The organism is Streptomyces sp. NPDC050617 (assembly GCF_040654795.1).
Classification (GTDB): domain Bacteria; phylum Actinomycetota; class Actinomycetes; order Streptomycetales; family Streptomycetaceae; genus Streptomyces.
This window is the reverse complement of the sequence record NZ_JBFAIS010000021.1, coordinates 26556-49669: the sequence shown is the minus strand read 5'-3', so window position 1 is coordinate 49669 and position 23114 is coordinate 26556. Positions and strand designations below refer to the sequence as shown.

The following is a 23114-nucleotide window of genomic DNA, read 5'->3' as shown; positions in this document are numbered from 1 at the left end:
GCACGCCCGAGTGCCCTCGCACGACGGTGGCGGCCGTGGCGCACCAGGACGACGATCTGCTGTTCATGAGCCCCGACCTGGAAAAGGACTACCAGCGGGGGAACTGCCTGAAGATCGTGTATCTGACGGCGGGGGACGGCGGGGAAGGCGCGCTCTTCTACGAGTCCCGTGAGGACGGAGTCCGGGCGGCGTACTCCCTTCTCGCCGGCGTTCCCGACGCGTGGCAGAACGAGCGCGTACGCCTCGACGGCCACCGCATACGCACCTCGCGGCTCACCGTGCCGTCCGGCCGCCCCGATATAGAGGTGACGTTCATGCGGCTGCCCGACGGATTCGAAAGGGGACAGGGCTCGGCCGCCGGCCGCTATCAGAGCCTCCAGAAGCTGTTCGACGGACGAATACCCGACATCACGGCGATAGACGGCAGCGCCACATACACCGAACACAGCCTCGTCAGAACGCTCCGCACGATCATCGGCACGCCCCGCCCCGATATGGTGCGCACCCTGGATTACGACAACACCAGGCTCGGGCGGAGCATCGAACCCGGCGCCGACCACAGCGACCATTCCGTAGCGGCCCGCTTCGTACGCATCGCCGAAATGGCCGACCTTACGCAGGGCGGCCCCGGTGGCCGCCGCCCCGTACCGCTGATCGCCTACCGCGGATACGCGATCGACCAATTGCCGCAGAATCTGTCCCCGGCACTGGAACAGCGCAAGGCCCAGCTCTACCTGGCCTATTTCCGGCACGAGGGCTGCCGCCCCGCCGACTGCCCGCCGCAGCCTCCGCCCGTACTCCCGTCCTACCCCGCCTGGTGGGCGCGCGAATACCACCGCACGCCCCCCGCGGTCGCGCCCGGCGCCCTCGTCTCCTGGATCGGCTCCAACACCGCGCCCAACACGGACGACGACACCGGCCGCTGCCTGGACGCGTCCGCGAGCCCCGGAGCGGACCCCCGGCAGGTCCGCACCGCCGCCTGCGACGGAGGCGCGGCGCAGAACTGGAGCACGGGCGGGGGCACGCTGCGAGACAAGGCGACCGGCCGCTGCCTGACCGTCGGCGCGACCGTGACGACCGCGAGGTGCGACGGACGGCCGGAACAGCGCTGGCGCCTCGACCGACTCGGACGGATCTCCGCGTACGGGCCGGAAAACCCCGCCTCCGGGCAGTGCCTCACCCAGGACGACCTGCTCAAGACCTCCCCGGCCCTGCACCGACGCCCCTGCGACGAGGACGAACCGGGCCAACGCTGGTACAGCCACCCCACCTGAGCCCCGAGGAGCCGCTTCCCATGGACAATCCCTCTCCCTCGACACGGTCCGACCTGCCCGCGCTGGGAATTCTGACCGGCGCGGACGTACTGCGCAGATTGGAGGGGCGGCGGGAGGAGTGCGTGGACGTCGTGCGCCGCGCGTATCTGTGCCACGCCGCCGGCCGCAGCGCAAATCCTGAAAGCTCTTTCCTGCGATTCTCCGAGCGCCCCGAGGCGCGCATCATCTCCCTCCCGGCCTACCTGGGCGGCGAGTTCGAGGTCGCCGGAATCAAATGGGTCGCGAGTTTCCCGGACAATCCCCGCCGCGGTATCCCGCGCGCGTCCGCGATTCTGCTGCTCAACGACACCGGAACCGGCTATCCCTTCGCCGCGATGGAGGCGTCGATCGTCTCGGCCAGCCGCACCGCGGCTTCCGCGGTGCTCGCTGCCGAAACACTGACCGGGGGACGCCGCGCCGCCCGTATCGGCGTCGTAGGGACCGGCCTCATCGCGGGGCACGTCTGGCGATTCCTGCGCGACTTGCGGTGGCAGACCGGCGGCTTCACCGTCTTCGACCTGCACCGCGAACGCGCCGAGCGCTTCGCCGACTCCCTGGCGGCGGACGGGGCCGGGCCGACCGCCGTGTCGGACACGGCCGCGGAGGTCCTGCGCACCTCCGACCTGGTCGTCATCACCACGGTGGCCGGCGAGCCGCACCTCGCCGACCCCGAGCTGCTCGCCCACGGCCCCGTCGTGCTACACCTGTCACTGCGGGACCTGGACCCGGCGATGATCCTCGCCGCCCAGAACTTCACCGACGACATCGCCCACGCCGTACGGGAACGGACCTCCCTGCACCTGACCGAACAGCGCGTGGGACACCGGCGGTTCATCGACGGCACGCTCGCGGACCTGCTGCACGGCACCGTCGCGCGCACTCCGGGACGGGCCGCGGTGTTCTCGCCGTTCGGCCTCGGCGTGCTCGACCTGGCGGTCGGGAAGTGGGTGTGGGAGGGCGCGGTGGCCGCGGGGGCGGGCCGGACGCTGCCGGACTTCTATGGGGACGCGGTGCGGGAGGGCACGGCCTGAGACCGCCGTTGCCGCCATCGCTGTCAGTGCTGCCACCGCCGTTAGTGCTGCGCACTGCTTGACGGCTTCGGCCGATGGACGGGTGCCGTCAGGCGGTGCGCAGCCGACTTTTCCGGGTGTCTGTCCGATCGTCGGCGGACGCGGTACGCGACCTGGTCCGATGCCAGTCCACCCCCTCGGCCAGCAGAATCCTACGGACTTGGGAGCGTCCGACTTCGATCCCCAGGCGCCTGGCCTCGGCCACGAGAGCGTCGAGCGTCCACTCCGGCGGGTCGGCACCTTCGGCGGGGGAGCGGTCGGCCTGCTCGCCGAGCCGCCCCGAACCCGGTGGCGCGTCGTCGACCAGGCCGACGATCCTCGAACGCTCGGTCTCGGTGATGCGCCGCTTGCGCCCCTGCCCGCCCCGGTCCTCCAGCCCCTCCAGCCCCGAGCGGTTGAAGCGGTGCAGCCACCGCCGCACGGTCTTCTCGCTGCACCCCGTCTCGACGGCGATCGCCGGGACCCGCCGCCCCTGCCAGCTCAACTCGATGATCCGGGCGCGCGTCACCGTGTCGCGCGGCGCTTTCCGCGCCCGCGCCAGCCGGCGCACCATGGTTTCCTCGTCCGCATCACGGCTGTGCCGTGCTCGTAACGCCATCGGCGATTCCTGTCCCCGAATGCCCGAATTCACCTGCCGGTAAGGCCGTTGGCTGCCCGTGAACGGACTCGAATGGAGATCGACGAAGATATGAATGCTTATCTGATGCTGGCACTTCTGGTGACAGTGGGGAGTACAGCTCCATATTAGAAACAATTCAGCCGTGTCACCAGATGCTTTGTCCGCTCCTGATAGGCGGCAACGGCCTTCACGCCGATGCGAGGGCTGGAGCCCCTACACCATAGGCACCGCAGGTCGCAGCGGACGCGGGGTGAGCACGGGTGGGCAACTGGATCGACAGATCCGGCCCGGTTGTCGAGCGCCGGCGGGGGAGTGGCGCCGGGCGGCCGGGTTACACGGTCGGGTTCGCGGCGGCGGCGCCCCGTACCGTGGGCAGCCAGTCGCGGTAGCGGCGCAGCGCCCGCCGCTGCTGAAGCTGCTCGACGGCCAGGGCGTACGCGGGGTGGGTGCGGGGCGTGGGGCGGTCGCCGCGGGCGATGCGGCGCATCTGGTGACGGACCTGCGCCATGCCGGCGGCGGAGGCGAGGGCCTTGTCGGACCAGTTCACCGGCCGCAGCTGCCGGTCGGCCTCGCGGCCGTCGCGCCAGCGGGCGGGCAGGTCCGGGGTGACGGCGAGAGCGGTGCCCATCCCGACGAGCGCCACGCCGCTGTCGAGGACCTTCTCGGCGGTCTCGCGGCGGGTGATGCCGCCGGTGAGCATCAGCGGCAGCGGGCTGGTCCTGACCAGATCCCTGGCCAGGTCGAGGAAGTACGCCTCGCGCGCTTGCGTACGCGCGTCGGCGGGGCGGCCGGACATCGCCGGGCTCTCGTAGCTGCCGCCGGACAGCTCGACCAGGTCGACGCCGAGGGGTTCGAGCATCTCGATCACCTGCCGGGCGTCGTCGGCGTCGAACCCGCCGCGCTGGAAGTCGGCGGAATTGAGTTTCACGGCGACCGCGAAGGACGGCGAGACGGCGGCGCGTACGGCGCGCACGATGTCCAGCAGCATCCGGGCCCGGTTCGCCAGCGACCCGCCCCACGCGTCGGTGCGCTTGTTGACCAGCGGGGAGAGGAACTGCGACAGCAGATAGCCGTGCGCGGCGTGGATCTCCACGCCGTCGAACCCCGCCTCCTCGGCCCGCGCGGCCGTCACCGCGAACCGGACCACGGTGGCCTCGATCTGCTCGGCGGTCATGGCGACGGGCTGCCCGAAGCGGCTGCTGTGCCGCCCCAGGTCGAGGCCGACGGCGGACGGGCCCCACACCACGCCGGGCATGTCGGCCTGTATCTGGCGGCCGGGGTGGTTGATCTGCATCCACACCGATCCGCCACCGGACTTCGCGGCCTTCGCCCACTGGATGAACGGCCCCAGCGGCGCGGCGTCGTCGAGCACGACCCCCGCGGGGCCGGCCAGCGCCTCGGCGTGCACCATCACGTTCCCGGTGATCAGCAGCCCGGTGCCGCCGGCGGCCCAGCGTCGGTACAGCGCCAGCAGCTGCCGGTCGGGCAACTGCCCGTCGCCCGCCATGTTCTCCTCCATGGCCGCCTTCGCGACCCGGTTGCCCAGCACCGCGCCGGAGCGCAAGGGCAGTGGTTCGAAGAGCTCGCTGGTCATCTGGGTTCCTCTTCCGTCTCGTTCCATCTGGATCGACTACGATGTATGCGCTGCTCACATTAGGGAGTGATGTGAGCGTTGTAAACATGAGAGGGTGTGACCTATGCCGCAAGCGAGTACGTACCACCATGGCGATCTGCGCGCCGCCTGCCTGCGCGCCGCGCGCGAACTTCTGGAGGAGGACGGCAGCGCCGGGCTCTCCCTACGGGCGGTGGCGCGGCGGGCCGGCGTGTCGGCGACGGCCCCCTACCGCCACTACGCGGACCGCGACGCGCTCGTCTCCGCCGTCGCCGCCGAGGGCTACCGCGAACTCGCCGCCCACCTGGCCGCGGTCCACCCCGCGCCCACCACCCCCGACGACCTCGCGGCGGTCGCCGTCGCCTACGTGCGTTTCGCGCTCGACCACCCGCCGCTGTTCCGCGTGATGTTCGCGGAACCCTGCGACCCGGACAACGCGGAACGCGCCGCCGCGACCGCCGCCATATCCGAGTACGTCCGCGACATCGTCCGCCACGCCTTCCCCGGCGCCGACCCGGACGCCCTGTCCACCCCGGTATGGGCCCTCGTCCACGGCCTCGCGTTCCTCCACCTCGACGGCAAACTCGACACCTCCAGCCCCGAGGCGGTCGCCGCCCAGGTCCGCGACAGCGTGCACGCGCTGTTCGCCGCGTCGCCGGCGCTGTCCCAGGCGGTCGCCGCACCGTCCAAGCGGCCGCAAGCGCGGAAGTGAGGTGTGGATTTCTTCCGCCGCACGCCCGCTGACCAAGGGGACCATGGGGATCACGGCGATCACGCGCCGACGATCAGGCCGGCGCGTTTGAGCGTACGGGTCACAGGGGCGCTCTCGACCTGCGTCAGGCCGGGGAGGGCGGCGACGGGGCCGGTGAGGTAGCGGTGGAGGGCGCGGTTGTCGAAGCAGGCGACGGCCGCGTAGAGGTTGGTGGGGCCGGTGGTGGACGCCGCGAACGGCACCTCGCCGTGCCGGCCGAGCGCGCGGCCGGCCTCGCCGAGGCGGACGCGGCCGTGCGCCGCTTCCGTGCCGGCGCGGGCGGCTGAACCGGGCGGCCGCATGCGGACGCCCGCACTCCTCAAGACTCGGGGAGTACGGGCGTCCACATCACCCGTCAGGGCCGGGCCGGAATCCACCCGGCCTCCGACGGAATCGCTCAGGAATCAGCGCCCTCGGCGTCCTTGGCGTCCTTGGCGTCCCCGTCGTCCTCGTCGTCCTCGTGGTCGAAGTGGACGACGCCGTCCTCGTCCAGGAAGGGATGCATCTTCTCGGGGCCGTGGGTGTCGACGTCGGACGGGCGCGGGCCTTCGGGCCCGTCGGGGCCCCAGCGCACCAGCCGGCGGGCCCGGCAGATCCGCCGCACGGTGCCCTGGAACTCGACCTGATTGGCGCGTTCGGCCCGGAGCCGGTCGGCGACCCGCACGTACTCGGCCAGCTCCGCGGCCGCGGGGTCGGCGCCCGCCGCGGCCACCGAACGGGCGTCGACGGTCTTGGCGTCGGCGTTCCAGGCGATGAGGCCGTGCTGGCGGGGCTCCAGCCAGACGAGGCCGAAGTCCATCGTCTTGCGGACGTCGTGCGCGGTGGCGTGCAGACCGCTGCCGATCTTCCAGCCGGGGCCGCCGTCCCCCTCCACGACCCGGAACACCGCGGGCAGCAGCAACACGTCGGGATGGGTCCGTACGGCCCGCTCGGAGTCGGCGCGTACGTTCTGGGGATACCGGGAACCGGCGTAGGCCAGACCGCTCAGCGCCAGCCGTTCGGCGGCCTGGGTGGGCGTGATGGGCGCGTCCGGGTCCAGCACCAGGCCGTCGTCGACCTTCGGCTCACGGGCGCCGCGGTCCCAGTTCGGGGCGGCGGGCTCGGGGTCGGTCGGGCGGGGCTGCTCGATGCCGTCCCGCCCCATGCCGGTGTACTCCTCGGCGCGTACGACCCGGTAGCGGGTCCCGAGCACGGTGAGGTCGTCGACGCGCTCGGTCTCCAGGCGGGCGACCGCCGCCAGCAGCGCGCGCCGTTCCGCCCGGTCCTGGGCGTCGTCCTTCGCCCGGAACCACAGTTGCGACTGGAGGCTGTCCCGCGCCTGCTGCGCACAGCCGGCGTCCACCGCGACCACCACCCGCCACCGCGACGCCTCCCCGGCGTCCTGTGCGGCGACCCCGAACAGCGGGCCCCGTACCAGCAGCGTCTCGATTCCCACCGCGGCGTCCAGCGCGTCGGCCTCCGCGACCGACTCCACCGGATCCTCCGGAAACCGCACCACGATCCGTCGCATCCGCTCCGGCTTCACATCCCGATGTTCCATGCCCACATCCTGCCGACCCCGGCAGGCGCCCATCGCGGCTTTCCGGATTTCCCACCGTCTTCAGCGACACCGGGCTCTGAGGGGGCAGATCGCCACCGGCGAGCGAGCGGGCCTCGGCCAATGCCGCCCGGTGTACGGCCGTGCGGACTGGCAGGCGGACCAACCGGGCGGGTCGGCCGTGCCGATGGCCGCGTGGCCGACGAACCCGGCTCCTGATCCAGTAACATCACCTGATGTGAACACCGGATCGGCGCTACGCCACACACAGAACGGCTATCCGGTGGAGGGCTGACCGCGGGGCGGGTGCGCGGACGGCGCTCCCTCGGTTCGGCACGCGGGCCTCCCCGCGCTCGTGCACTGCGAGTCCGTTATTCGTGAATTCGAGTGTTCGTGCCGAGCAGAATGAGGTCAGCCGAATGGCCATCGCGTTCAACCACACCATCATCGCCGCCAAGGACCGCGACGAGTCGGCTCAGTTCTTCCGCGATCTGCTGGAGATCGGGGAAGCGCCGTCCTGGGGTCCGTTCACCAATATCCAGCTCCCCGACGGCGTGCTCCTCCAGTTCGCCGAGCCGCCGGTGGAGATTCAGATGCAGCATTACGCGTTCCTGGTCGACGACGAGCTGTTCGACCGCGCCTACCGGAGGCTGTGCGATCGCGGCGTCGTGCACTGGGCCGATCCGCAGATGCGGCGCCCGGGTGAGATCAACGCTGAGCACGGCGGCCGAGGCGTGTATTTCAAGGACCCCGCGGGCCACGCGATTGAACTGATCACCCGCCCGTATCTGTAATCGGGACCTTGCCGGGGCGGGGCGCCGAACAGCCGCGCCCCGCCCCGGCGTTCTTCTGTGCGCGGAAGCGGCGCACAGAAGACGTGCTCAGAAGAGATTCTCAGAAGCGGTCAGGGGCGCGCTCCGGGAGCGGGGAGCCGGGGAATGTGTCGCGCTTCTGGCCCTTGCGCTGGTCCTTCCGCGCCTTTTCATTGGATTCGGCTGTGGCCTTGCAGGTCACATCCTTCGCCGGGAGTTTTCCGGCGAGCAGGTAGTCGGTGACCGCGCCGTCCGTGCAGGGATTGCCGTTCGGGAAGACGCCGTGGCCCTCGCCGCCGAGGACGGTGACCATCTTCGAGCCCTTCAGGTCGGCGTGCACGGCCTGGCCGCTGGGCAGCGGGGTCTGGGGGTCCCATTCGTTCTGGACGATCAGGGAGCCGACGTTGTTGTTCACCTTGGTCGCCGGTTCCGCGGATTCACCCCAGAACGCGCAGGGCTTGATGCTGGACGCGAAGTCGCCGTAGAGCGGGTAGCGGCCCTTGTCCTCGATGGCGTCGCGCCGGTAGCTCTCCGGATCGCGGGACCACGCGGCCGAGTTGTCGCCGCAGACCACGGACCAGAAACTCGCCATCGTGTTGTCGGACGGCGCCTCGGCGGTCCGGGACCCGGTCCTGGATTCGGCGGCGGCGCCCGCCGCCCCAGTCGCCCCGGTACGGGCGAACATCATGAGCTTCTTCGCGGAGGCGGGCTTGCCGGCCGCGGCCTTCTTCAGCTCGACGATCCCTTCGGCGGCTTCCTTCGGAGTGAAGAGTGCCACGCGTATGCCGTTGCGGATGTCATCGCCGGTGACCGACTGCCCTTTCACCTCGATGGGCTTCTCGTCGGCCTGCGCGACCAGGTCCCAGAAAGTCCCCTCGACCTTCTTCGGAGTGTCGCCGAGGTCGTATTTCGCCGAACGTTCGGCGGCCCACTTGGTCCACCGGTCGAACGCGGGCTCGGCGCCCTCCGCCCACCACTGCATCATCCCCCGCCAGGCGCGCGCCGGATCGACCGCGCTGTCCAGCACGATCCGGTCGGACCGGCCCGGGAAGAGCTGGGTGTAGACGGCGCCGAGGTAGGTGCCGTACGAGTAGCCCACGTACGAGATCTTCTTCTCGCCGAGGACCGCCCGCAGCAGATCCATGTCGCGCGCGGTGTTGCGTGTGGTGATGTACGGGAGCGTGTCGCCCGCTTTCTTCGCGCATTTCTTCGCGACGCCGCGCGCCCAGGCGACGTCCTTGTCGAACGTCTTCTCCTTGTACGGCCGCAGCCAGTTCTGGTCCTCCGATGTGAGACCGCAGGACACCGGGCTGCTCTTTCCCACACCGCGCGGGTCGAAGCCGATGAGGTCGAACTTCTGCTGGGCGGACTTGGGAAGGCTCTCCCGCATTCCCAGCGGCATGGCGAGCCCCTCCCCGCCGGGGCCGCCGGGGTTGGAAAGCAGGATGCCGTGCCGCTTGCCGGGCGCGGTGCTCTTGATGCGGGATATGGCCATATCGATCCGCTTGCCGTCAGGAGCCCGGTAGTTGAGCGGAACCTTGATCGTGGCGCACTCGAACTCCGCCGGAGAATCGGCCGCACACCGTTTCCACCGCGGCTTCTGCTGCACATATCGGTCCAGTGCGCCCGTGGCCGCGGAGGAGGACGCGGCCATCGAGGCGGCAGCGGGGGAGACGGAAGCCGGGGCGGCGTCGGCCGGGGCGGCGGCGGCCGGCGAGGTGGCGAGCGCGGGGGCCAGCGTCGCCGTGACACTCACGGCCAACAGGGGCGCGAGACGTCGTCTGCGCACGATATCGATCCTTCCGGTCGGATGTTCGGACAGAAAAGATCTTTCAGGAGCCGGGCACGCGGGGGATCCGCCGCCAGGGCGCGCACCCCTCCTCCTTCCGGATGACACAAGAGCCGGGTGTGGTACCCGAGTTGTAGGGGGATGCGCTGTCCTCGGCGACGGAAGGGGCAGATGTGGAGTGTGAGGCGTACGGGTCGTCAGAGGAAGAGGCGGCCGGTCGACGCGGACCGGTACGTTTCCGGAAACGTACCGGTCACCGCTCGGTCACCGTCCTGTGGGGAACGCCGCTCGGCGGCCCAGGCCGACCGCGGCCAGTGCCAGCAGCGCGAGAACGATCATCCCGATCGGAAGAGCCGACGCCCCGACGCCCTCGACGATGACGGCCCCCGCCGCGCCGCCCGCGAAGATCGCCAGATTGAAGGAGGTGGTCAGCATGGCGTTCGCCGCGTCGCCGTTCTCGCGCGCGGCCTCGCCCATGGCCGTCTGCAACTGAGTCGCCGAGCCGCCGAACGCGAGACCCCACAGGACGACCGCGAGCAGTGCGAGCACGGTGGAGTGCTGGGCGGCGACGAGGAGCGCGCCGGCCGCGATGAACAGGACCACGCTCGCCATGGTGAGCCTGCGCAGCGCGCGGTCGACGAACACGCCGGTGACCCAGATCCCCACGAGCGCGGCCAGGCCGAAGACGAGAAGGGTGAGGTCGGGCCGGAGTGCCAGATGCATCTGCCGCAGGTAGGAGGCGATGTAGGTGTAGAGCAGATTGTGCGCGAGCATCCAGACGAACACGACGGCGAGGATGGTCGCCACGCCGGAGATGCCGAGAACCCGGGTCAGGGGAGCGCGGGTCCGCGCCGTCTGCCCCGGAGCGTCGGGCACGAGGAACTTCGCGCAGACCATGACGATGATGCTGAGCAGCGACATCGCGGCGAAGGACCAGCGCCAGCCGACCGTCGAGCCCAGCCAGGCGCCGAGGGGCGTGCCGACGGAGAGGGCGATCGGGGTTCCGGTCATGGCGACGGCGAGGGCGCGCCCGGCGTGCTCGGGGGCGGCGATGCGCCGCGCGTATCCGGCGAGCATGCCCCACAGCAGACCGGAGAAGGCCCCCGCGACGAACCGGGCGACGAGGGCGACGGCGAGCGACGGCGATATGGCGGTGACGGCGTTCGCGACGAGGAACCCGAGCAGGCCGGTGAGGAGGAGCGGCTTCCGCCGTATTCCGCGGGTGAGGGCGATCGCGGGGATCGCCGCGAGGACCGTACCGATCGCGTAGGCGCTCACGAGCTGGCCGGCGCTGCCCTCGGAGACGTCGAGCCCGGCGGCGAGCTGTGGGAGCAGCCCGGCCGGCAGCGTCTCGGTCATGATCACGATGAATCCGGTGCACGCCATCGCCACCAGCGCCGGGACGGGGAATGGCTTGTGCGCACGCTCATGGACCGGCTCGATCGGCTGGACCGGCGCGGGACGTGCTGTCGTCATCGGGGTCTCCTCGGCTAATTACGGATTGAACGATCCAATATTGACGGAGGTGTCGTCGTCCGTCAAACTGGATTGGTCAGTCCGTAATGGAGGAGGTTCCTCATGTCCCCCGCCGGTCGCCCCCGCACCTTCGACATGGAGGCCGTCCTGGACGCCGCGATGCTGCTGTTCTGGGAACAGGGCTACGAAGCGACCTCGCTCGCCCAGCTCCGCGAGGCCACCGAGCTGTCCTCCGCGAGCCTGTACGGCGCCTTCGGCTCGAAGGAGGGCCTGTTCGAGCGGGTCGTCGAGCACTACATTGCCGGACCGGGCAGCGTCACCGACGTCCTGGCCGACGAGGCGGCGAGCCCCCGCGAGGTCATCGCCCGGCTCCTGCACGGTTCGATCACCATGCAGACCGATGCGTCGCACCCTCGCGGCTGCCTCGTCGCCCTCTCGGGTACGAACCGGGCACAGGGAGCCGACGAATCCGGAGCGCGCAAGGCCGTGGCCGCCCGCCGCGCCAGGGACCGCGCACGCATCAAGGCGTGCGTCGTGCGCGGCATCGCCTCGGGGGAACTCGCCGCGGACACCGACGTGGAAGGCGTCACATGGATGATCCACGGCTTCTTGCTCGGCATCTCCACGCAGGTGTGCGACGGCGCGCCGGCCGCGCATCTGCACGCCGCGGCCGACGCCGTGCTCGCGAACTGGCAGGCGTCGGGGCGCTGACGCCGCTCACTTCGTCCCGCCGCGCGTCTCGTCGCTGTCGCGCGATCGATCCGATCGATCCCAGGGATTCGAGGGCTTTCTCCGTGGACGGTGGCGGAGTGCCGTACGGGCCCGTGATCCGTCCGCCGAGGACCGGGCGTGACCGGGTATGACCGGGCGGGCCGATCGAGGCCGCCGGAGGCCGTGAGAATCGCCGGCAGGTCACAGAAAACCGGTGCCCCGAAGGGGAGATGGTGCGCTCCGGCGCGCCCGAGAAGACCCCGAGAAGGCTCCGAGAAGGTCCCAAGAGACACCCGAGCGGGACTCGACGAGACGCCTACCGCGACTGAAGGAAAGCCATGTTCTTATCCACACACACCAGTTCCAGCGCGAAAAGGCCGACGGCGCGATGGGGTTGGGCCCCGCTGGCGGTCGCCGTAGGACTGACGCTGTCCGCGGCGCCGGCCGCGCACTCCGCTCCCCGCGCCGAGGCCCAGAACTGCACCATCACCGGCACGCCGGGCGACGACACCATCAACGGCACCCCCGGCGATGACGTCATCTGCGGCCTCGACGGCAACGACACCATCACCGCCAGGGAAGGCAATGACATCGTGTACGCCGGTCCTGGCGACGACAACGTTCTGACCAGCCTCGGGAACGACACTCTTTACGCCGGTCCTGGAAACGACAAGCTCAGCGGCAGCATCGGCGACGACACCCTCTACGGCGAATCCGGAGATGACAGCGCCGACGGCGGCAACGGCAACGACACCATCCATGGCGGGGACGGAAACGACGACCTCGGCGGCAGCAACGGCGACGACGCCCTCGACGGAGGGGACGGCAACGACATCCTCAGGGGCAGCAACGACAACGACATCATCACCGGCGGGAACGGGAACGACAGCCTCGACGGCAGCAACGGCAACGACACCATGAACGGCGGCCCCGGCGCCGACACCCTCCGCGGCAGCAACGGCGACGACGACCTCAACGCCGTCGACGGCCTGCCCAACGACTCCGTCAACGGCAACACCGGCCGTGACACCTGCCCCGCCGACCCCGGCGATGCCGTCCGCGGCTGCCCCTGACGGCCGTACTCCGTTCCACGATGGCCGCGCGGAGCCCGGGGGCGGGGGCGGTGAATGCCTTGGCGGGTCCGGACGGCGGACGGCACAGCCGGAGCGGGTCTTGGCCGGAACGGCTCTCTGGCGGAGACCGGATCGGCTCTGGCTGAGAGTGGCCGGGCTGTGTTCAGCTTCCTCCCGGCACCCGTCGCTCCCGCACTCACGCGACTCGGGTGTCGTCGCCCGGACCAGCACCGCCTGTATGCATCCGGATAACCAGGAGAGAACATGCCCCGCATCACCAGATCGGTGGCCGTCACCGCTGTCACCGTGTTCGCGTGTGCCACCGCTCTCACCGCAACCGCAACCGCAAGCGCAACCGCCGGCGCCGAAGCCGCCGGCAAGAACGCCGCCCCGGCCCGGACCACCCCCGTGCACTGGACGGCACAGCCGAAGGGCGCGACGTCCGCCGCGCCGCACCGCCTGCTGAACCAGCCCGTGCGGATCACCAACGACTTCGCCAACCGCCCCACCACCCAGTGCCTGGACGTGGACGCGAACGGCGGCGGCAACGGCACGGTCGTCCAGATCTGGCAGTGCAACGGCAGCACCCAGCAGCGTTGGTACCTCTGGAACAACGGCGCGCTGGAGAGCTACCGCTTCCCCGGCAAGTGCCTGGACGCCGACCTCAACGGCGGCGGCGCCAACGGCACCAAGGTGCAGATCTGGGACTGCAACAACACCTCGCAGCAGAGCTGGTCCCATCCGTCGGGCGACCGCGCGATCTACAACGCCCGCTTCTACAACAACGGCAACATCGTCATGGACCGCGACGCGAACGTCGTGGGCAACGGAGCCCGCGTCCAGCTATGGCAGAAGAACTTCCAGTCACAGCAATGGTGGGACGTCTGGGTCGACTGATTCCGGCAGCCGGTTGTGATGCCCCACCTCGGATGCCCGACGGTTATGAGGGGTCGGCGGTAGTCGCCGTCTTCTCATGCCTTTCATGCCTCGCGCGGGCGCGGGTGGACGGCCGATGTCCAGGCCGCCCACCCGCGCCACCTCATAACCTCTCCTCCCGGCAGGCCCCACGGGGCCGCAGCGGGTCGCATCGGTCTGTTCCTGTCCCGCGACCGTCGTTAGGATCGTCGGCCCCGTTCCCCGCGAGGGGGCGGCTCCCCGTTCCCCGAGAGGGAAGGACACAGTCCCATGGCTCCCATGGCGTCCGCCGTCCGAGGCTCCTGTGCTCTGGTGACCGGCGGCACGGGATCGTTCGGGCAGAACATGGTCGAGTGGCTGCTCTCCGCGGGCTGCGCCGAGGTGCGCGTGCTGAGCCGCGACGAGCTGAAGCAGGAACTCATGCGCAAGCGGCTGGACGACGGCCGGCTGCGCTTCCACATCGGCGACATCCGCGACTACGACAGCGTGCTCGGCGCGAGCCGCGGCACCGACCTGATCCTGCACGCGGCGGCCCTCAAACAGGTGCCGTCCTGCGAATTCTTCCCGCTGGAGGCGGTACGGACGAACGTACTGGGCAGCGCGAACGTCATCAGGGCCGCCGAGAGCAACGCCGTGCCGTCCCTGGTGTGCCTGAGCACCGACAAGGCGGTGTACCCGATCAACGCCATGGGCATGACCAAGGCGCTCCTGGAGAAGACCGCGCAGTCCCACCCCCGGAACAACCCCCTGGCCCGCACCACGGTCTCCTGCGTCCGCTACGGCAACGTCATGGGCTCCCGCGGCTCGGTGATCCCGCTCTTCCTCGAACAGCTCGTCAGCGGCGTGCCCGTCACCCTCACCGCGGCGGGCATGACCCGGTTCATGATGACCATGCGGGACTCCGTCGACCTGGTCGAGCACGCGCTCGGCCACGCGCGTCCGGGCGACCTGTTCATCCGCAAGCTCCCGGCCTGCACGATGGAGGACCTGGTCACCGGGCTGGTGCGGCTGTTCGGCAGGGACGCCGAGATCAAGGTCATCGGCCACCGGCACGGCGAGAAGACGCACGAGTGCCTGGCGACCGGTCAGGAGCTGGCGCGCGCCGAGGACCTCGGCGACTACTACCGCATACCGCTCGACTCCCGTGACCTGAACTACTCCGCCTACCTCGACGAGGGCGACGTGTCCGCCGCCTGCCCCGCCGACTACGACTCGCGCACCGCCCGCCGCATGACCGTCCCCGAGATCGAACGGACCCTCGCCGGGCTGCCCGAGGTGCGCCGGGCGCTCCGTGCCGCCCGGGGGCACGTCACCATGTGACGGGCAGCTCCTCCAGCTGACGCACCAGCAGCCCGTCGGTCCAGCGCAGCCGTTCCGGCGCGACGGCGGGCGCGAGGCGGGGGAAGCGCGCCACCAGCATGCCGAGCGCCGTGCGCAGCTCGATCCGGGCCAGGCTCGCGCCCAGACAGTAGTGCGCGCCGTGGCCGAAGGTGAGGTGCGCGTTGTCGGTGCGGGCGATGTCGAAGCGGTCCGGGTCGGGGAACCGGCGCTCGTCGCGGTTGGCGGACACCGGCGGGGCGAGCACCACCTCGCCCCGCCGCACGACGCCACCCGACAGGGGCACGTCCACCTCGGCCACGCGCGGCACCGCCGTGTCGCCGGGCATGTGGTACCGCAGGATCTCCTCCACCGCGCTGTCGATGAGCGCCGGTTCGCGGCGCAGCCGCGCCAGTTCGCCGGGGTGGCGCAGCAGCAGGAGCGCGCCCCGAGTGATCATGTTGGTGCTCGCCTGGTGGCCCGCGGTGATCAGGCCGCGCACCATGCGCCGTAGGTCGTAGTCGCTGATGTGCGCGTCGGCGTCGCGCACCCGGATCAGCTCGTCGAGCAGGCCGTCGCGCGGTGCGCGGCGGCGCCGGTCGATCAGCTCGCCCACGTACTCCTCGTACGCCTGGAACGCGGCGGCGACCTCCTCCTTCGAATACGCGGTCACGGAGAGCCGGACGTTGGCCCACTCGTGGAAGCGGTCCCGGTCGCGGTCGGGGATGCCCAGCAGTTCGCACACGACGGCGATGGGCACCGGGAACGCGTACTGGCGGACGAGGTCGGCCGGCGGCCCGGCGGCCTCCAGCGCATCGAGGCGCTCGCGCACCGCCCGGTCGACGCGGCCCTGCCAGCGCTGCGCCCGCCACGGCCGCAGCGCGTCCTGGACGGTGTCGCGCAGCCGCCGCCGCCCGGCGGCCTGCGCGGCCCGCTCCCGGTCCGTACGGTCGTCGTCGGCGATGCCCCGGTCCGTACGGTCGTCGTCGGCGACGCCCCCGTCCGTACGGTCGTCGTCCGCGGCACCGCCGGCCGTACGGTCTGCGCGCCCGCGGTCCTCGACCGTGCTCGCCCCTTCCTCGCCGTCCCCGTCGCCGTCCCCGTTCCCACGGTCCGTGCCCGCCGCGTTCTCCGCGGGGATCGGCATGAAGAGATACCGGTCGTCGCGGGCGAAGCGCGGGTCGGCGGTGACGGTGACCACGTCGTCGTACCGCGTCGCGAGCCACGCGTCGTGGCCGCCGGGCAGCCGGATACGGGTCAGCGGCGCCTCGTCGCGCAGGCGCGCGTACTCGGGCGGCGGGTCCCCGTGCGGTCCCGGCGGGTACGGGAAGCCGTCGTGCGGGCGGTCGCCGGACGGTGTGCTCATGCCATCCCCCTGTCCGAGGCGTCGTGGGCGCGCGCGGCCGCGGCGGTGTGCGCCGCTCCCCGCGGCCGGACCCGCGTCCGCTGCCGCCGCGAGGCGCTCCGCGCGCCGCCCTCCAATGTGGGACTCCGCCGAATCCGGCACAAGAGGGGGCGGGGGAGCGGCACGTGGGAGGCGGCGCGAAGGGGGACGTGCGGCCGTCGTGGGGCGTACGGGGCGTTGTCCGCGCGGCCGTGCGGTCCCTATCGTCGATGCCGCACCGCGCACAGAGGCGGCCCGCCGCAGCCGGCCGGCCGAACGGCGACCCCAGGGGGCCGGATGAGCGTCGACGGCGGCACTCCAGCAGGCGGAGCGGCGGGCGCACCAGCGGAGGACGGACCAGCGGAGGCCGGACCGGAAGGGGCACGCGCGCGGCGTGCGGCGCGTGGGCGCGTCGCGGGGTACGCGCGGACGCTCGCCGGTCATCTGGCCGCGCAGCGCGGCGCCGTCACGGTGCTGGCGGCGCTGCTGCTGGCGGAGGTCGCCCTCCAGGCCACCGGTCCCTACCTGCTGCGCGCGTTCGTCGACGGGGCGCTGAACCGCGAGGCCCAGTCCGCGCTCGTGGCGCTCGCCGTGGTCTACCTGCTTGCCGCCCTCGGCGGCCAGGCCGTCGCGGTGCTGACGCAGTACCTCGGCGCGCGGGTGGCCTGGCGCGGCGCGAACCGGATGCGGGCCCGGCTCGTACGCCACTGCCTGCGCCTGGACCTGACGTATTACCACCGGCATCCCCCCGGCGAGCTGGTGGACCGGATGGACGGCGACGTGACGCGGCTCGCGAACTTCCTGTCCCGGATGTCCCTGGTGATCGCGGCTCAGCTGCTGCTGGTGACGGTGGTGCTCGTGGCGCTGTTCACGCTCGACTGGCGCTTCGGGGCGGTGTACGTGCCGTTCTGCGCGCTGGCGGTGGTGCTCCTCGCCACGCTGCTGGGCCGGGCGCTGCCGCAGCTGGCCGAGGCCCGGCAGGCGGGCGCCGACCTGCTGGGATTCCTGGAGGAACGGGCCGGCGCGACCGAGGACATCAGGGGCTGCGGGGCCGGGCCGCATGTGACGCGGGAGCTGTGGCGCGTGCTGGGGCGGCAGTACGCCGCCGCGCTGCGGGCGGCCCGCGCCACGGTGCGCTGGCCCGCGGCGGTGCAGGCGCTGACGCAGGTGAGCCTGGCGCTCGCGCTGTCGCTCGGCGCGTGGCTGCACGCCTCGGGCCGCATCAGCACCGGCACGGTGTTCGCCGCGCTGTCCTACGTCACGCTGCTGCGGGCGCCCTTGATGGGGATCACGACGCAGTTCGGGGACCTGGAGGAGGCGCTGGTCAGTCTGCGCCGCACCGACGAACTGCTCGCCGAGCCCGCCGCGGTGGGCGACGGCGGCGGCGCGGTGCCGCCGCGGGGGCCGCTCGGCCTGGAGTTCGACCGGGTCTGCTTCGGCTACCCCGCTTCCCGTACGAGCCCCCGCGCGCCGTCCCGCAGGGTGCTGCGCGAGGTGTCGTTCGCGCTGCCGCCGGGGGAGCGGCTGGCCCTGGTGGGGCCCACGGGCAGCGGGAAGTCCACGCTCGCCCGGCTCCTGTTCCGGTTCCACGACCCGGACTCGGGCGCCGTGCGGCTCGGCGGACGGGACGCGTCCGCCTACGGACTGGCCGCGCTGCGCGAGCGCGTGGCCCTCGTCCCGCAGGAGGTGCAGCTGCTGCACGCCAGCCTGCGCGACAACCTCACCTTCCACGACCCGGCCGTCACCGACGACCGGCTGCTGGCCGCCGTCGACCGGGTCGGTCTCACCCCCTGGTACCGGGGGCTGGACCACGGCCTGGACACGCTCGTCGGCGACGGCGGCGCGGGCCTCTCGGCGGGCGAGGCCCAACTCGTCGCGCTGGTAAGGGCGTTCCTGCGCGACCCGGGCCTGGTGGTGTTCGACGAGATCTCCGCGCGGCTCGACCCGCACACCGAACGGCTGCTGCGGCGGGCCACCGGCCGCTTCCTGAGCGGCCGCACCGCCGTGGTGGTGGCCCACCGGCTGGAGACCCTGCGCGCGACGGACCGCGTCCTGGTGCTGGACCACGGGCGGGTGCGCGAGTACGGGCGGTGGGCGGACCTGCTCGCGGACCCGGCCTCCGCGCTCCACCCGATGCTGCGCGCGGGCGAGGTGACCCTGTGACGGGGACGGGGACGGGGACGGGGACGGGGACGGGAACGGGTGCGAGAGCGGGAGCGGGAGCGCCCGTGCGGCGGTGCGGCGACGCCGGGCGCGCGGCGGCGCGCCGCGATCTCGCGCGGCTGCCGGCGGGACAAGCGGGGCGGTACGCGTCGCTGGCCGCGCTCTGGATGCTGTGGCGGGCCGGCACCTTCGCGGTGGGACTGCTCATGCGCGAGTACTTCGACGCGCTGACCGGCGCACAACCGGTGCGCCTGGGGCTGTGGGGACTCATCGCCGCGGTCGTCGCGGTCGAGGCGGCCCGGATGTCCGTGCAGTTCGGGGCGATCCTGGGGCGTCTGGAGCCCGCCCTCCAGCACCGGACCGCCGCCCGGCTGCGGGCCAACCTGCTGGGCTCGCTGCTCTCGCGCCCCGGCGCGCACGGCGCCCACGGCTCGTCCGCCGAGGCGCTCGCCACCCTCTCCACCGACGTGGACGACGTCGCCTCGTTCGTGGCCTGGTCCCCGGCGAACCTGGCGCGCTGGCTGTTCGCGGGCGCCGCCCTGGCGTTCATGGCGTCGATCAACCCGGTGGTCACCCTGGGCCTCGTGGTCCCGCTGTGCCTCGCGGCCGTCGCGAGCCGGCTGGTCAACGCCCGCTACCTGGCCGCCTGCCGGCAGGGGAGGGCGGCGTCGGCGCGGGCCAGGGGGGCGCTGCGGGAGGCGGTCACGGCCGTCGAGTCCGTACAGGCCGCGCAGGCCGAGGGAGCGGTCGCCGCGCATCTGGAGGAATTGAACGAGCGGTGGCGGGCGGCGGCCGTGCGCGAGGAGCTGTTCGGCAACCTGCGCGGCTCGCTGCTGTCCAACGCGGCGTCCGTCAGTACGGGCATCGTGCTGCTCCTCGCGGCGGGGCAGGCGCGGGCGGGCGACTTCACCGTCGGCGACCTCGCGTTGTTCAGCTTCTTCCTCCAGTTCCTCACCGAGGCCGTGAGCACGCTGGGGCTGTTCACCGTGCGCTACCAGCGCGCCGTGGTGGCGATGCAGCGGATGGCGGCCTCCACCGGCGCGGACGGCTCGCCCATCCGGCGGACCCCGCTGCATCTGACGGGCCCGGCCCCCGCCCCACCCGCGCCCACTCGTCATCAAGCACCGCCACTGGAGGAGCTGCGGGCCCGGAAACTGACGTACCGTCACCCCGGTGGCCAGGGCATACGGGACGTGGACCTCACCCTGACGCGGGGCACGCTCACCGTCGTCACGGGCCGGGTGGGCGCGGGGAAGACCACGCTGCTGCGGGTGCTGCTCGGGCTGCTGCCCGCCGCCGGCGGCGAGGTGCGCTGGAACGGGGAGCGCGTGGACGACCCCGGCGCGTGGCTCGCGCCGCCGCGCTGCGCGTACACCCCGCAAGTGCCGCGGCTGTTCAGCGGCACCGTACGGGAGAACATCCTGCTGGGCGCCGCCGCCGGGGAGCGGGACCTCGCGGCGGCCCTGCACGACGCGGTGCTGGCGGCGGACCTGGACCGGATGGAGCACGGCCCCGACACCCTGCTCGGGCCCCGCGGGCTGCGGCTCTCCGGCGGCCAGGCGCAGCGCGTGGCCGCCGCCCGGATGCTGGTGCGCCGCCCGGAACTGCTGGTGTGCGACGACCTGTCGAGCGCGCTGGACGGCGACACGGAGCGCCTGCTGTGGCGGCGCGTGCTGCGCCGCACCGGCACGACCGTGCTCGCGGTCTCGCACCGGCAAGCCCTGCTGCGCCGCGCGGACCGGATCGTGGTGCTGGCCGACGGCCGGGTGGCGGGGAGCGGAACACTGCCGGAACTGCTCGACGGATGCGAGGAGATGCGCCACTTGTGGCACGAACCGCCCGACGGGGGCCGCTGAGCGGCGCGCTCCCCTCCCGCACCTCGGGTTTCTCGCCGCTCCTGGGCCCCGTCCCACTGGGGCGGCGGGGAAGGGTGGTGCGGAGGGGAACCCATGAGGTCCTCGGCGGGTGTTTCTCCGCTGTACTTCTGTCCGAAAACCCGAATTTCATTCGTTCTTCTCCGTGCAAGGATGGCTGGCCGAACCGGGCTGACCGCGTGAGCGATCACCAGTGCCTGCTCCCGGCTTCGAGGACAGCGGCGGGAGCGGTGCCCCGAGAGGAGGGGACACATGCGCAGCCCCGAGAACATGTCACCGGCGGACGCTGCGCCCCCCGCACCCCGTGCCGCCGCGCAGCCGCCGCCCCCCGGAGCCGCCGGAGCCCCGGCCCCTCCCGGACGCGCCGAGACCGAACTGCTGATGCGGGGCATCATCACCGCGACCGCCCCGCCGCAGGGGATATGCGGACTCCAGGACGTCCTGCTGCGGGCCCTCGCCCCGACCATGACGGGCCACCGCGTCGAGCCCGCCGGGCTCGCCCCCCTCGGCCGCGGCGAACTGCGCCGGGCGCTCGCCCACCGGGACGCCGAGTTCCGCACCTGGGTGGGGCTGCTGCTCCTGGTCAACGAGGTCATCCTCGCCCCGCTCACCGACGAGACCTGCGAACGGGTCGCCGACTGGGCGGCGGAGGCGGGCGCCCACGAAGGGCTGGTCGCCCTCGCCCGCAGCCTCCGGGGCGGCGACCCCTGGGCAGCGCTGATCGACTTCGAGCGGGTCTGCGGCCACCGGCCGTCGCGCCGGGACCACACCGGCCGCCCGCTCGACACGGCCGAGGCTCTTGCCGCCGCCTGGCGGCCCAGCCACGACGACCCGCGGCTGGCGGCCCGCTGGTCGGCGCTCGCCGACTGCCCGCCCGGCTCCCTCGGCCTCGCCGTCCACCGCTACTTCCTGGCCCGCGGCTTCGCCTTCCCGGGCCGGCCCGGCAGCACCCCGGCGTACCTCACCCAGCACGACTGGGCGCACGTGGTCACCGACTACGGCACCACCCTCGACACCGAGCTGGAGGTCTTCGCCCTCGTCGCCCGCGCGCTGCTCGACCGGCGCGGCTTCGAACTCCTCGCCTGGGTGGTCGGGCTGTACCTGATCGGCTACACGGGCCTGGCCGCCGCCCAGTTCGAGGCGGCCGGCGACCGGCTGTCCCGCGCGGACATGGCGGTCCGCATGGAGGACGCCTTCCGGAGGGGCGCCCGCATCCGGACGGACCTGCTCAGCGTCGACTGGTTCGCCCTCGCGGACCAGCCGCTGGAGCGGGTGCGCGCGGACCTCGGGGTGCCCGCGAAGTCCCCGGCCGCGCACGGCGCGGGAACGGCCGGGCCGTTCGAACCCGGCGGCATCGACGACTACCAGATACGGGCCGGGCGCCGGATGGCGGAAGCCGCCGGCGCGCCCTACGAGGCGTACGGCGCCGCCGTCGCGTGACAGGCGGCGCCCGGCCGCCTACGCCGGACCCAGCCCAGCCCAGCCCAGCACAGCCCAGCGCAGTGAACGGACCAGGACCGGCGCGAGCGGAGAACGGCGGAAGCGAGCGATCCGCTCCGGGCCGGAGTGGAGAACGACGGAAGCGAGCGGTCCGCTCCGGGCCGGAGCGGACCAGGACAGAGGGGGAGCACATGACGCAGCAGGCCGGAACGGCGCGGCACGGCGTCCCCGCGGCGGTGGTGACCGGCGCGGCCGGATTCATCGGCTCCCACCTGGTCCCCGCCCTCGCGCGGCAGGGCCGCCCCGTCACCGCCGTCGACCGGGCCTGGACCCGCACCGGGCTGTTGCTCGACGGCCCTGACCGCGCTGACGGCTCTGACAGTCCTGACGGCTCCGCGGACCCCGCGGCCCCCGGCGTACGGCACGTCGCCGGGGACCTGGCCACCATGGACCTCGCGCCGCTGCTCAGCGGCGCCGGAGTGGTCTTCCACCTCGCCGCCCGCCCCGGCGTGCGGTCCTCGTGGGACGACTTCCCCGCCTGCCTGCGCGACAACGTCCAGGTCACCCAGCGCCTCCTGGCCGCCTGCCACCGCGCGGGGGTGCCGCGGCTGGTGCTCGCCTCCTCCTCCAGCGTCTACGGCGAGGGCCCCGGCCGGGAACAGCCGATGGCCGAGGACCAACTGCCCTGCCCGGTCTCCCCGTACGGCGTCACCAAGCTGGCCGCCGAACGGCTCGGCTCCGCCTACGCCGCCCGCCCCGGCTCGCCGCTCACCGTGGTCTCGCTGCGCTTCTTCACCGTCTACGGCCCCGGCCAGCGGCCCGACATGCTCACCGCCCGCGTCATCCGCTCCGTCCTGGACCGCGTCTCCCTGCCGGTCTACGGCGACGGCAGCCAGAGCCGCGACTTCTCCTACGTCGGCGACGTCGTGCGCGCCGTGCTCCTCGCCCAGCGGCCCCTGGTGCCCGGCGGCGCGTACAACGTCGGCACCGGACGCCGCACCACCGTCCTGGAGCTGTGCGCCGCCGTCGGCGAGGCCATGGGCCGCCCGCCGCTGCTGGAGCACACCGAACCGCAGCCGGGCGACGCCTTCACCACTCTCGCGGACCCCTCCCGCGCGGCGCGCGTGCTCGGCTACCGCGCCGCCACCGGCCTGCGCGAGGGCATCGCCGCCCAGGTCGCCGCCACTGTCCGGGAGACGTCCCAGGGCGTCGCGTCCGGAGCGCAGCGGTGACGCCCGAGAGCGCCCCGGCGGCGCGC

The 23114-nt window shown here is 72.6% G+C and carries 19 protein-coding genes; 12 read left to right on the top strand and 7 right to left on the bottom strand.

Translation table 11 applies throughout. The features are described from left to right. Positions 1 to 35 precede the first annotated feature (35 nt). Positions 36 to 1274, top strand: a complete 1239-nt coding sequence (locus AB0I49_RS25600; RefSeq protein WP_363229416.1) for a ricin-type beta-trefoil lectin domain protein — start codon at positions 36 to 38, stop codon at positions 1272 to 1274. 20 nt (positions 1275 to 1294) lie between these two features. Next, positions 1295 to 2344: a 2,3-diaminopropionate biosynthesis protein SbnB gene (gene sbnB, locus AB0I49_RS25595; RefSeq protein ID WP_363229415.1), complete on the top strand. Its 1050-nt coding sequence runs from the start codon at positions 1295 to 1297 to the stop codon at positions 2342 to 2344. Between the two features lie 88 nt (positions 2345 to 2432). Here the strand turns inward: sbnB and AB0I49_RS25590 are convergent, their stop codons facing one another. Both AB0I49_RS25590 and AB0I49_RS25585 read right to left on the bottom strand, forming a co-directional pair. Then, the gene (locus AB0I49_RS25590; RefSeq protein WP_363229414.1) at positions 2433 to 2981 is read right to left on the bottom strand and encodes a helix-turn-helix domain-containing protein; all 549 of its coding nucleotides are present in this window, start codon (positions 2979 to 2981) and stop codon (positions 2433 to 2435) included. A gap of 352 nt (positions 2982 to 3333) precedes the next feature. Beyond that, positions 3334 to 4596, bottom strand: a complete 1263-nt coding sequence (locus AB0I49_RS25585; RefSeq protein WP_363229413.1) for an NADH:flavin oxidoreductase/NADH oxidase family protein — start codon at positions 4594 to 4596, stop codon at positions 3334 to 3336. A 103-nt stretch (positions 4597 to 4699) separates the two neighbouring features. Here AB0I49_RS25585 and AB0I49_RS25580 point away from each other — a divergent pair, with 103 nt between their 5' ends. Then, positions 4700 to 5326, top strand: a complete 627-nt coding sequence (locus tag AB0I49_RS25580; protein ID WP_363229412.1) for a TetR/AcrR family transcriptional regulator — start codon at positions 4700 to 4702, stop codon at positions 5324 to 5326. Positions 5327 to 5385: 59 nt separating this feature from the next. Here the strand turns inward: AB0I49_RS25580 and AB0I49_RS25575 are convergent, their stop codons facing one another. Further along, positions 5386 to 5688: a hypothetical protein gene (locus tag AB0I49_RS25575; RefSeq protein WP_363229411.1), complete on the bottom strand. Its 303-nt coding sequence runs from the start codon at positions 5686 to 5688 to the stop codon at positions 5386 to 5388. Between the two features lie 74 nt (positions 5689 to 5762). Beyond that, complete coding sequence (locus tag AB0I49_RS25570) at positions 5763 to 6905, bottom strand: DUF5954 family protein (protein WP_363229410.1); 1143 nt, start codon at positions 6903 to 6905, stop codon at positions 5763 to 5765. Positions 6906 to 7321: 416 nt separating this feature from the next. Here AB0I49_RS25570 and AB0I49_RS25565 point away from each other — a divergent pair, with 416 nt between their 5' ends. Beyond that, complete coding sequence (locus AB0I49_RS25565) at positions 7322 to 7696, top strand: VOC family protein (protein ID WP_363229409.1); 375 nt, start codon at positions 7322 to 7324, stop codon at positions 7694 to 7696. Between the two features lie 100 nt (positions 7697 to 7796). On the opposite strand, the gene AB0I49_RS25560 is transcribed toward AB0I49_RS25565, so the two are convergent. Together AB0I49_RS25560 and AB0I49_RS25555 are read right to left on the bottom strand one after the other, a co-directional pair. Further along, on the bottom strand, positions 7797 to 9503 hold the full coding sequence (locus tag AB0I49_RS25560; protein WP_363229408.1) for an alpha/beta hydrolase: 1707 nt from the start codon (positions 9501 to 9503) through the stop codon (positions 7797 to 7799). Between the two features lie 264 nt (positions 9504 to 9767). Next, a complete protein-coding gene (locus AB0I49_RS25555; protein ID WP_363229407.1) occupies positions 9768 to 10979 on the bottom strand; it encodes an MFS transporter in 1212 nt (403 codons plus the stop codon). A 102-nt stretch (positions 10980 to 11081) separates the two neighbouring features. Between AB0I49_RS25555 and AB0I49_RS25550 the strand changes: the two genes are divergently transcribed. The 4 genes from AB0I49_RS25550 (at position 11082) to AB0I49_RS25535 (ending at position 14998) form a co-directional block, all read left to right on the top strand. Further along, positions 11082 to 11690 carry a TetR/AcrR family transcriptional regulator gene (locus tag AB0I49_RS25550; protein WP_363229406.1) on the top strand — a complete coding sequence of 203 codons (609 nt, stop codon included), beginning with the start codon at positions 11082 to 11084 and terminating at the stop codon, positions 11688 to 11690. 338 nt (positions 11691 to 12028) lie between these two features. Further along, positions 12029 to 12763, top strand: coding sequence for a calcium-binding protein (locus AB0I49_RS25545; RefSeq protein WP_363229405.1), 735 nt, complete (start codon positions 12029 to 12031; stop codon positions 12761 to 12763). Positions 12764 to 13027: 264 nt separating this feature from the next. Next, a complete protein-coding gene (locus tag AB0I49_RS25540) occupies positions 13028 to 13660 on the top strand; it encodes an RICIN domain-containing protein (protein ID WP_363229404.1) in 633 nt (210 codons plus the stop codon). A 288-nt stretch (positions 13661 to 13948) separates the two neighbouring features. Further along, positions 13949 to 14998 carry a polysaccharide biosynthesis protein gene (locus AB0I49_RS25535; RefSeq protein ID WP_363229403.1) on the top strand — a complete coding sequence of 350 codons (1050 nt, stop codon included), beginning with the start codon at positions 13949 to 13951 and terminating at the stop codon, positions 14996 to 14998. On the opposite strand, the gene AB0I49_RS25530 is transcribed toward AB0I49_RS25535, so the two are convergent. After that, entirely contained in the window at positions 14988 to 16361 is a 1374-nt protein-coding gene (locus AB0I49_RS25530; RefSeq protein ID WP_363229402.1) for a cytochrome P450, read from the bottom strand. The two genes, AB0I49_RS25535 and AB0I49_RS25530, sit on opposite strands and share 11 nt — an antisense overlap. Before the next feature lie 315 nt (positions 16362 to 16676). Between AB0I49_RS25530 and AB0I49_RS25525 the strand changes: the two genes are divergently transcribed. From AB0I49_RS25525 to AB0I49_RS25510, 4 genes are all read left to right on the top strand, one after another. Beyond that, a complete protein-coding gene (locus AB0I49_RS25525; protein WP_363229401.1) occupies positions 16677 to 18542 on the top strand; it encodes an ABC transporter ATP-binding protein in 1866 nt (621 codons plus the stop codon). Between the two features lie 65 nt (positions 18543 to 18607). Further along, a complete protein-coding gene (locus tag AB0I49_RS25520) occupies positions 18608 to 20398 on the top strand; it encodes an ABC transporter ATP-binding protein (RefSeq protein ID WP_363229400.1) in 1791 nt (596 codons plus the stop codon). 270 nt (positions 20399 to 20668) lie between these two features. Next, positions 20669 to 21856: a hypothetical protein gene (locus AB0I49_RS25515; protein WP_363229399.1), complete on the top strand. Its 1188-nt coding sequence runs from the start codon at positions 20669 to 20671 to the stop codon at positions 21854 to 21856. 191 nt (positions 21857 to 22047) lie between these two features. After that, positions 22048 to 23088 carry an NAD-dependent epimerase/dehydratase family protein gene (locus AB0I49_RS25510; RefSeq protein ID WP_363229398.1) on the top strand — a complete coding sequence of 347 codons (1041 nt, stop codon included), beginning with the start codon at positions 22048 to 22050 and terminating at the stop codon, positions 23086 to 23088. The last annotated feature ends 26 nt before the right edge of the window (positions 23089 to 23114 follow it).

Coding starts and splice junctions, on each gene's coding strand:
- AB0I49_RS25570 (WP_363229410.1), bottom strand. CDS start 6,905: ATGGAACATCGGGATGTGAAGCCGGAGCGGATGCGACGGATCGTGGTG.
- AB0I49_RS25540 (WP_363229404.1), top strand. CDS start 13,028: ATGCCCCGCATCACCAGATCGGTGGCCGTCACCGCTGTCACCGTGTTC.
- sbnB (WP_363229415.1), top strand. CDS start 1,295: ATGGACAATCCCTCTCCCTCGACACGGTCCGACCTGCCCGCGCTGGGA.
- AB0I49_RS25565 (WP_363229409.1), top strand. CDS start 7,322: ATGGCCATCGCGTTCAACCACACCATCATCGCCGCCAAGGACCGCGAC.
- AB0I49_RS25530 (WP_363229402.1), bottom strand. CDS start 16,361: ATGAGCACACCGTCCGGCGACCGCCCGCACGACGGCTTCCCGTACCCG.
- AB0I49_RS25510 (WP_363229398.1), top strand. CDS start 22,048: ATGACGCAGCAGGCCGGAACGGCGCGGCACGGCGTCCCCGCGGCGGTG.
- AB0I49_RS25525 (WP_363229401.1), top strand. CDS start 16,677: ATGAGCGTCGACGGCGGCACTCCAGCAGGCGGAGCGGCGGGCGCACCA.
- AB0I49_RS25515 (WP_363229399.1), top strand. CDS start 20,669: ATGCGCAGCCCCGAGAACATGTCACCGGCGGACGCTGCGCCCCCCGCA.
- AB0I49_RS25590 (WP_363229414.1), bottom strand. CDS start 2,981: ATGGCGTTACGAGCACGGCACAGCCGTGATGCGGACGAGGAAACCATG.
- AB0I49_RS25550 (WP_363229406.1), top strand. CDS start 11,082: ATGTCCCCCGCCGGTCGCCCCCGCACCTTCGACATGGAGGCCGTCCTG.
- AB0I49_RS25585 (WP_363229413.1), bottom strand. CDS start 4,596: ATGACCAGCGAGCTCTTCGAACCACTGCCCTTGCGCTCCGGCGCGGTG.
- AB0I49_RS25580 (WP_363229412.1), top strand. CDS start 4,700: ATGCCGCAAGCGAGTACGTACCACCATGGCGATCTGCGCGCCGCCTGC.
- AB0I49_RS25535 (WP_363229403.1), top strand. CDS start 13,949: ATGGCTCCCATGGCGTCCGCCGTCCGAGGCTCCTGTGCTCTGGTGACC.
- AB0I49_RS25545 (WP_363229405.1), top strand. CDS start 12,029: ATGTTCTTATCCACACACACCAGTTCCAGCGCGAAAAGGCCGACGGCG.
- AB0I49_RS25555 (WP_363229407.1), bottom strand. CDS start 10,979: ATGACGACAGCACGTCCCGCGCCGGTCCAGCCGATCGAGCCGGTCCAT.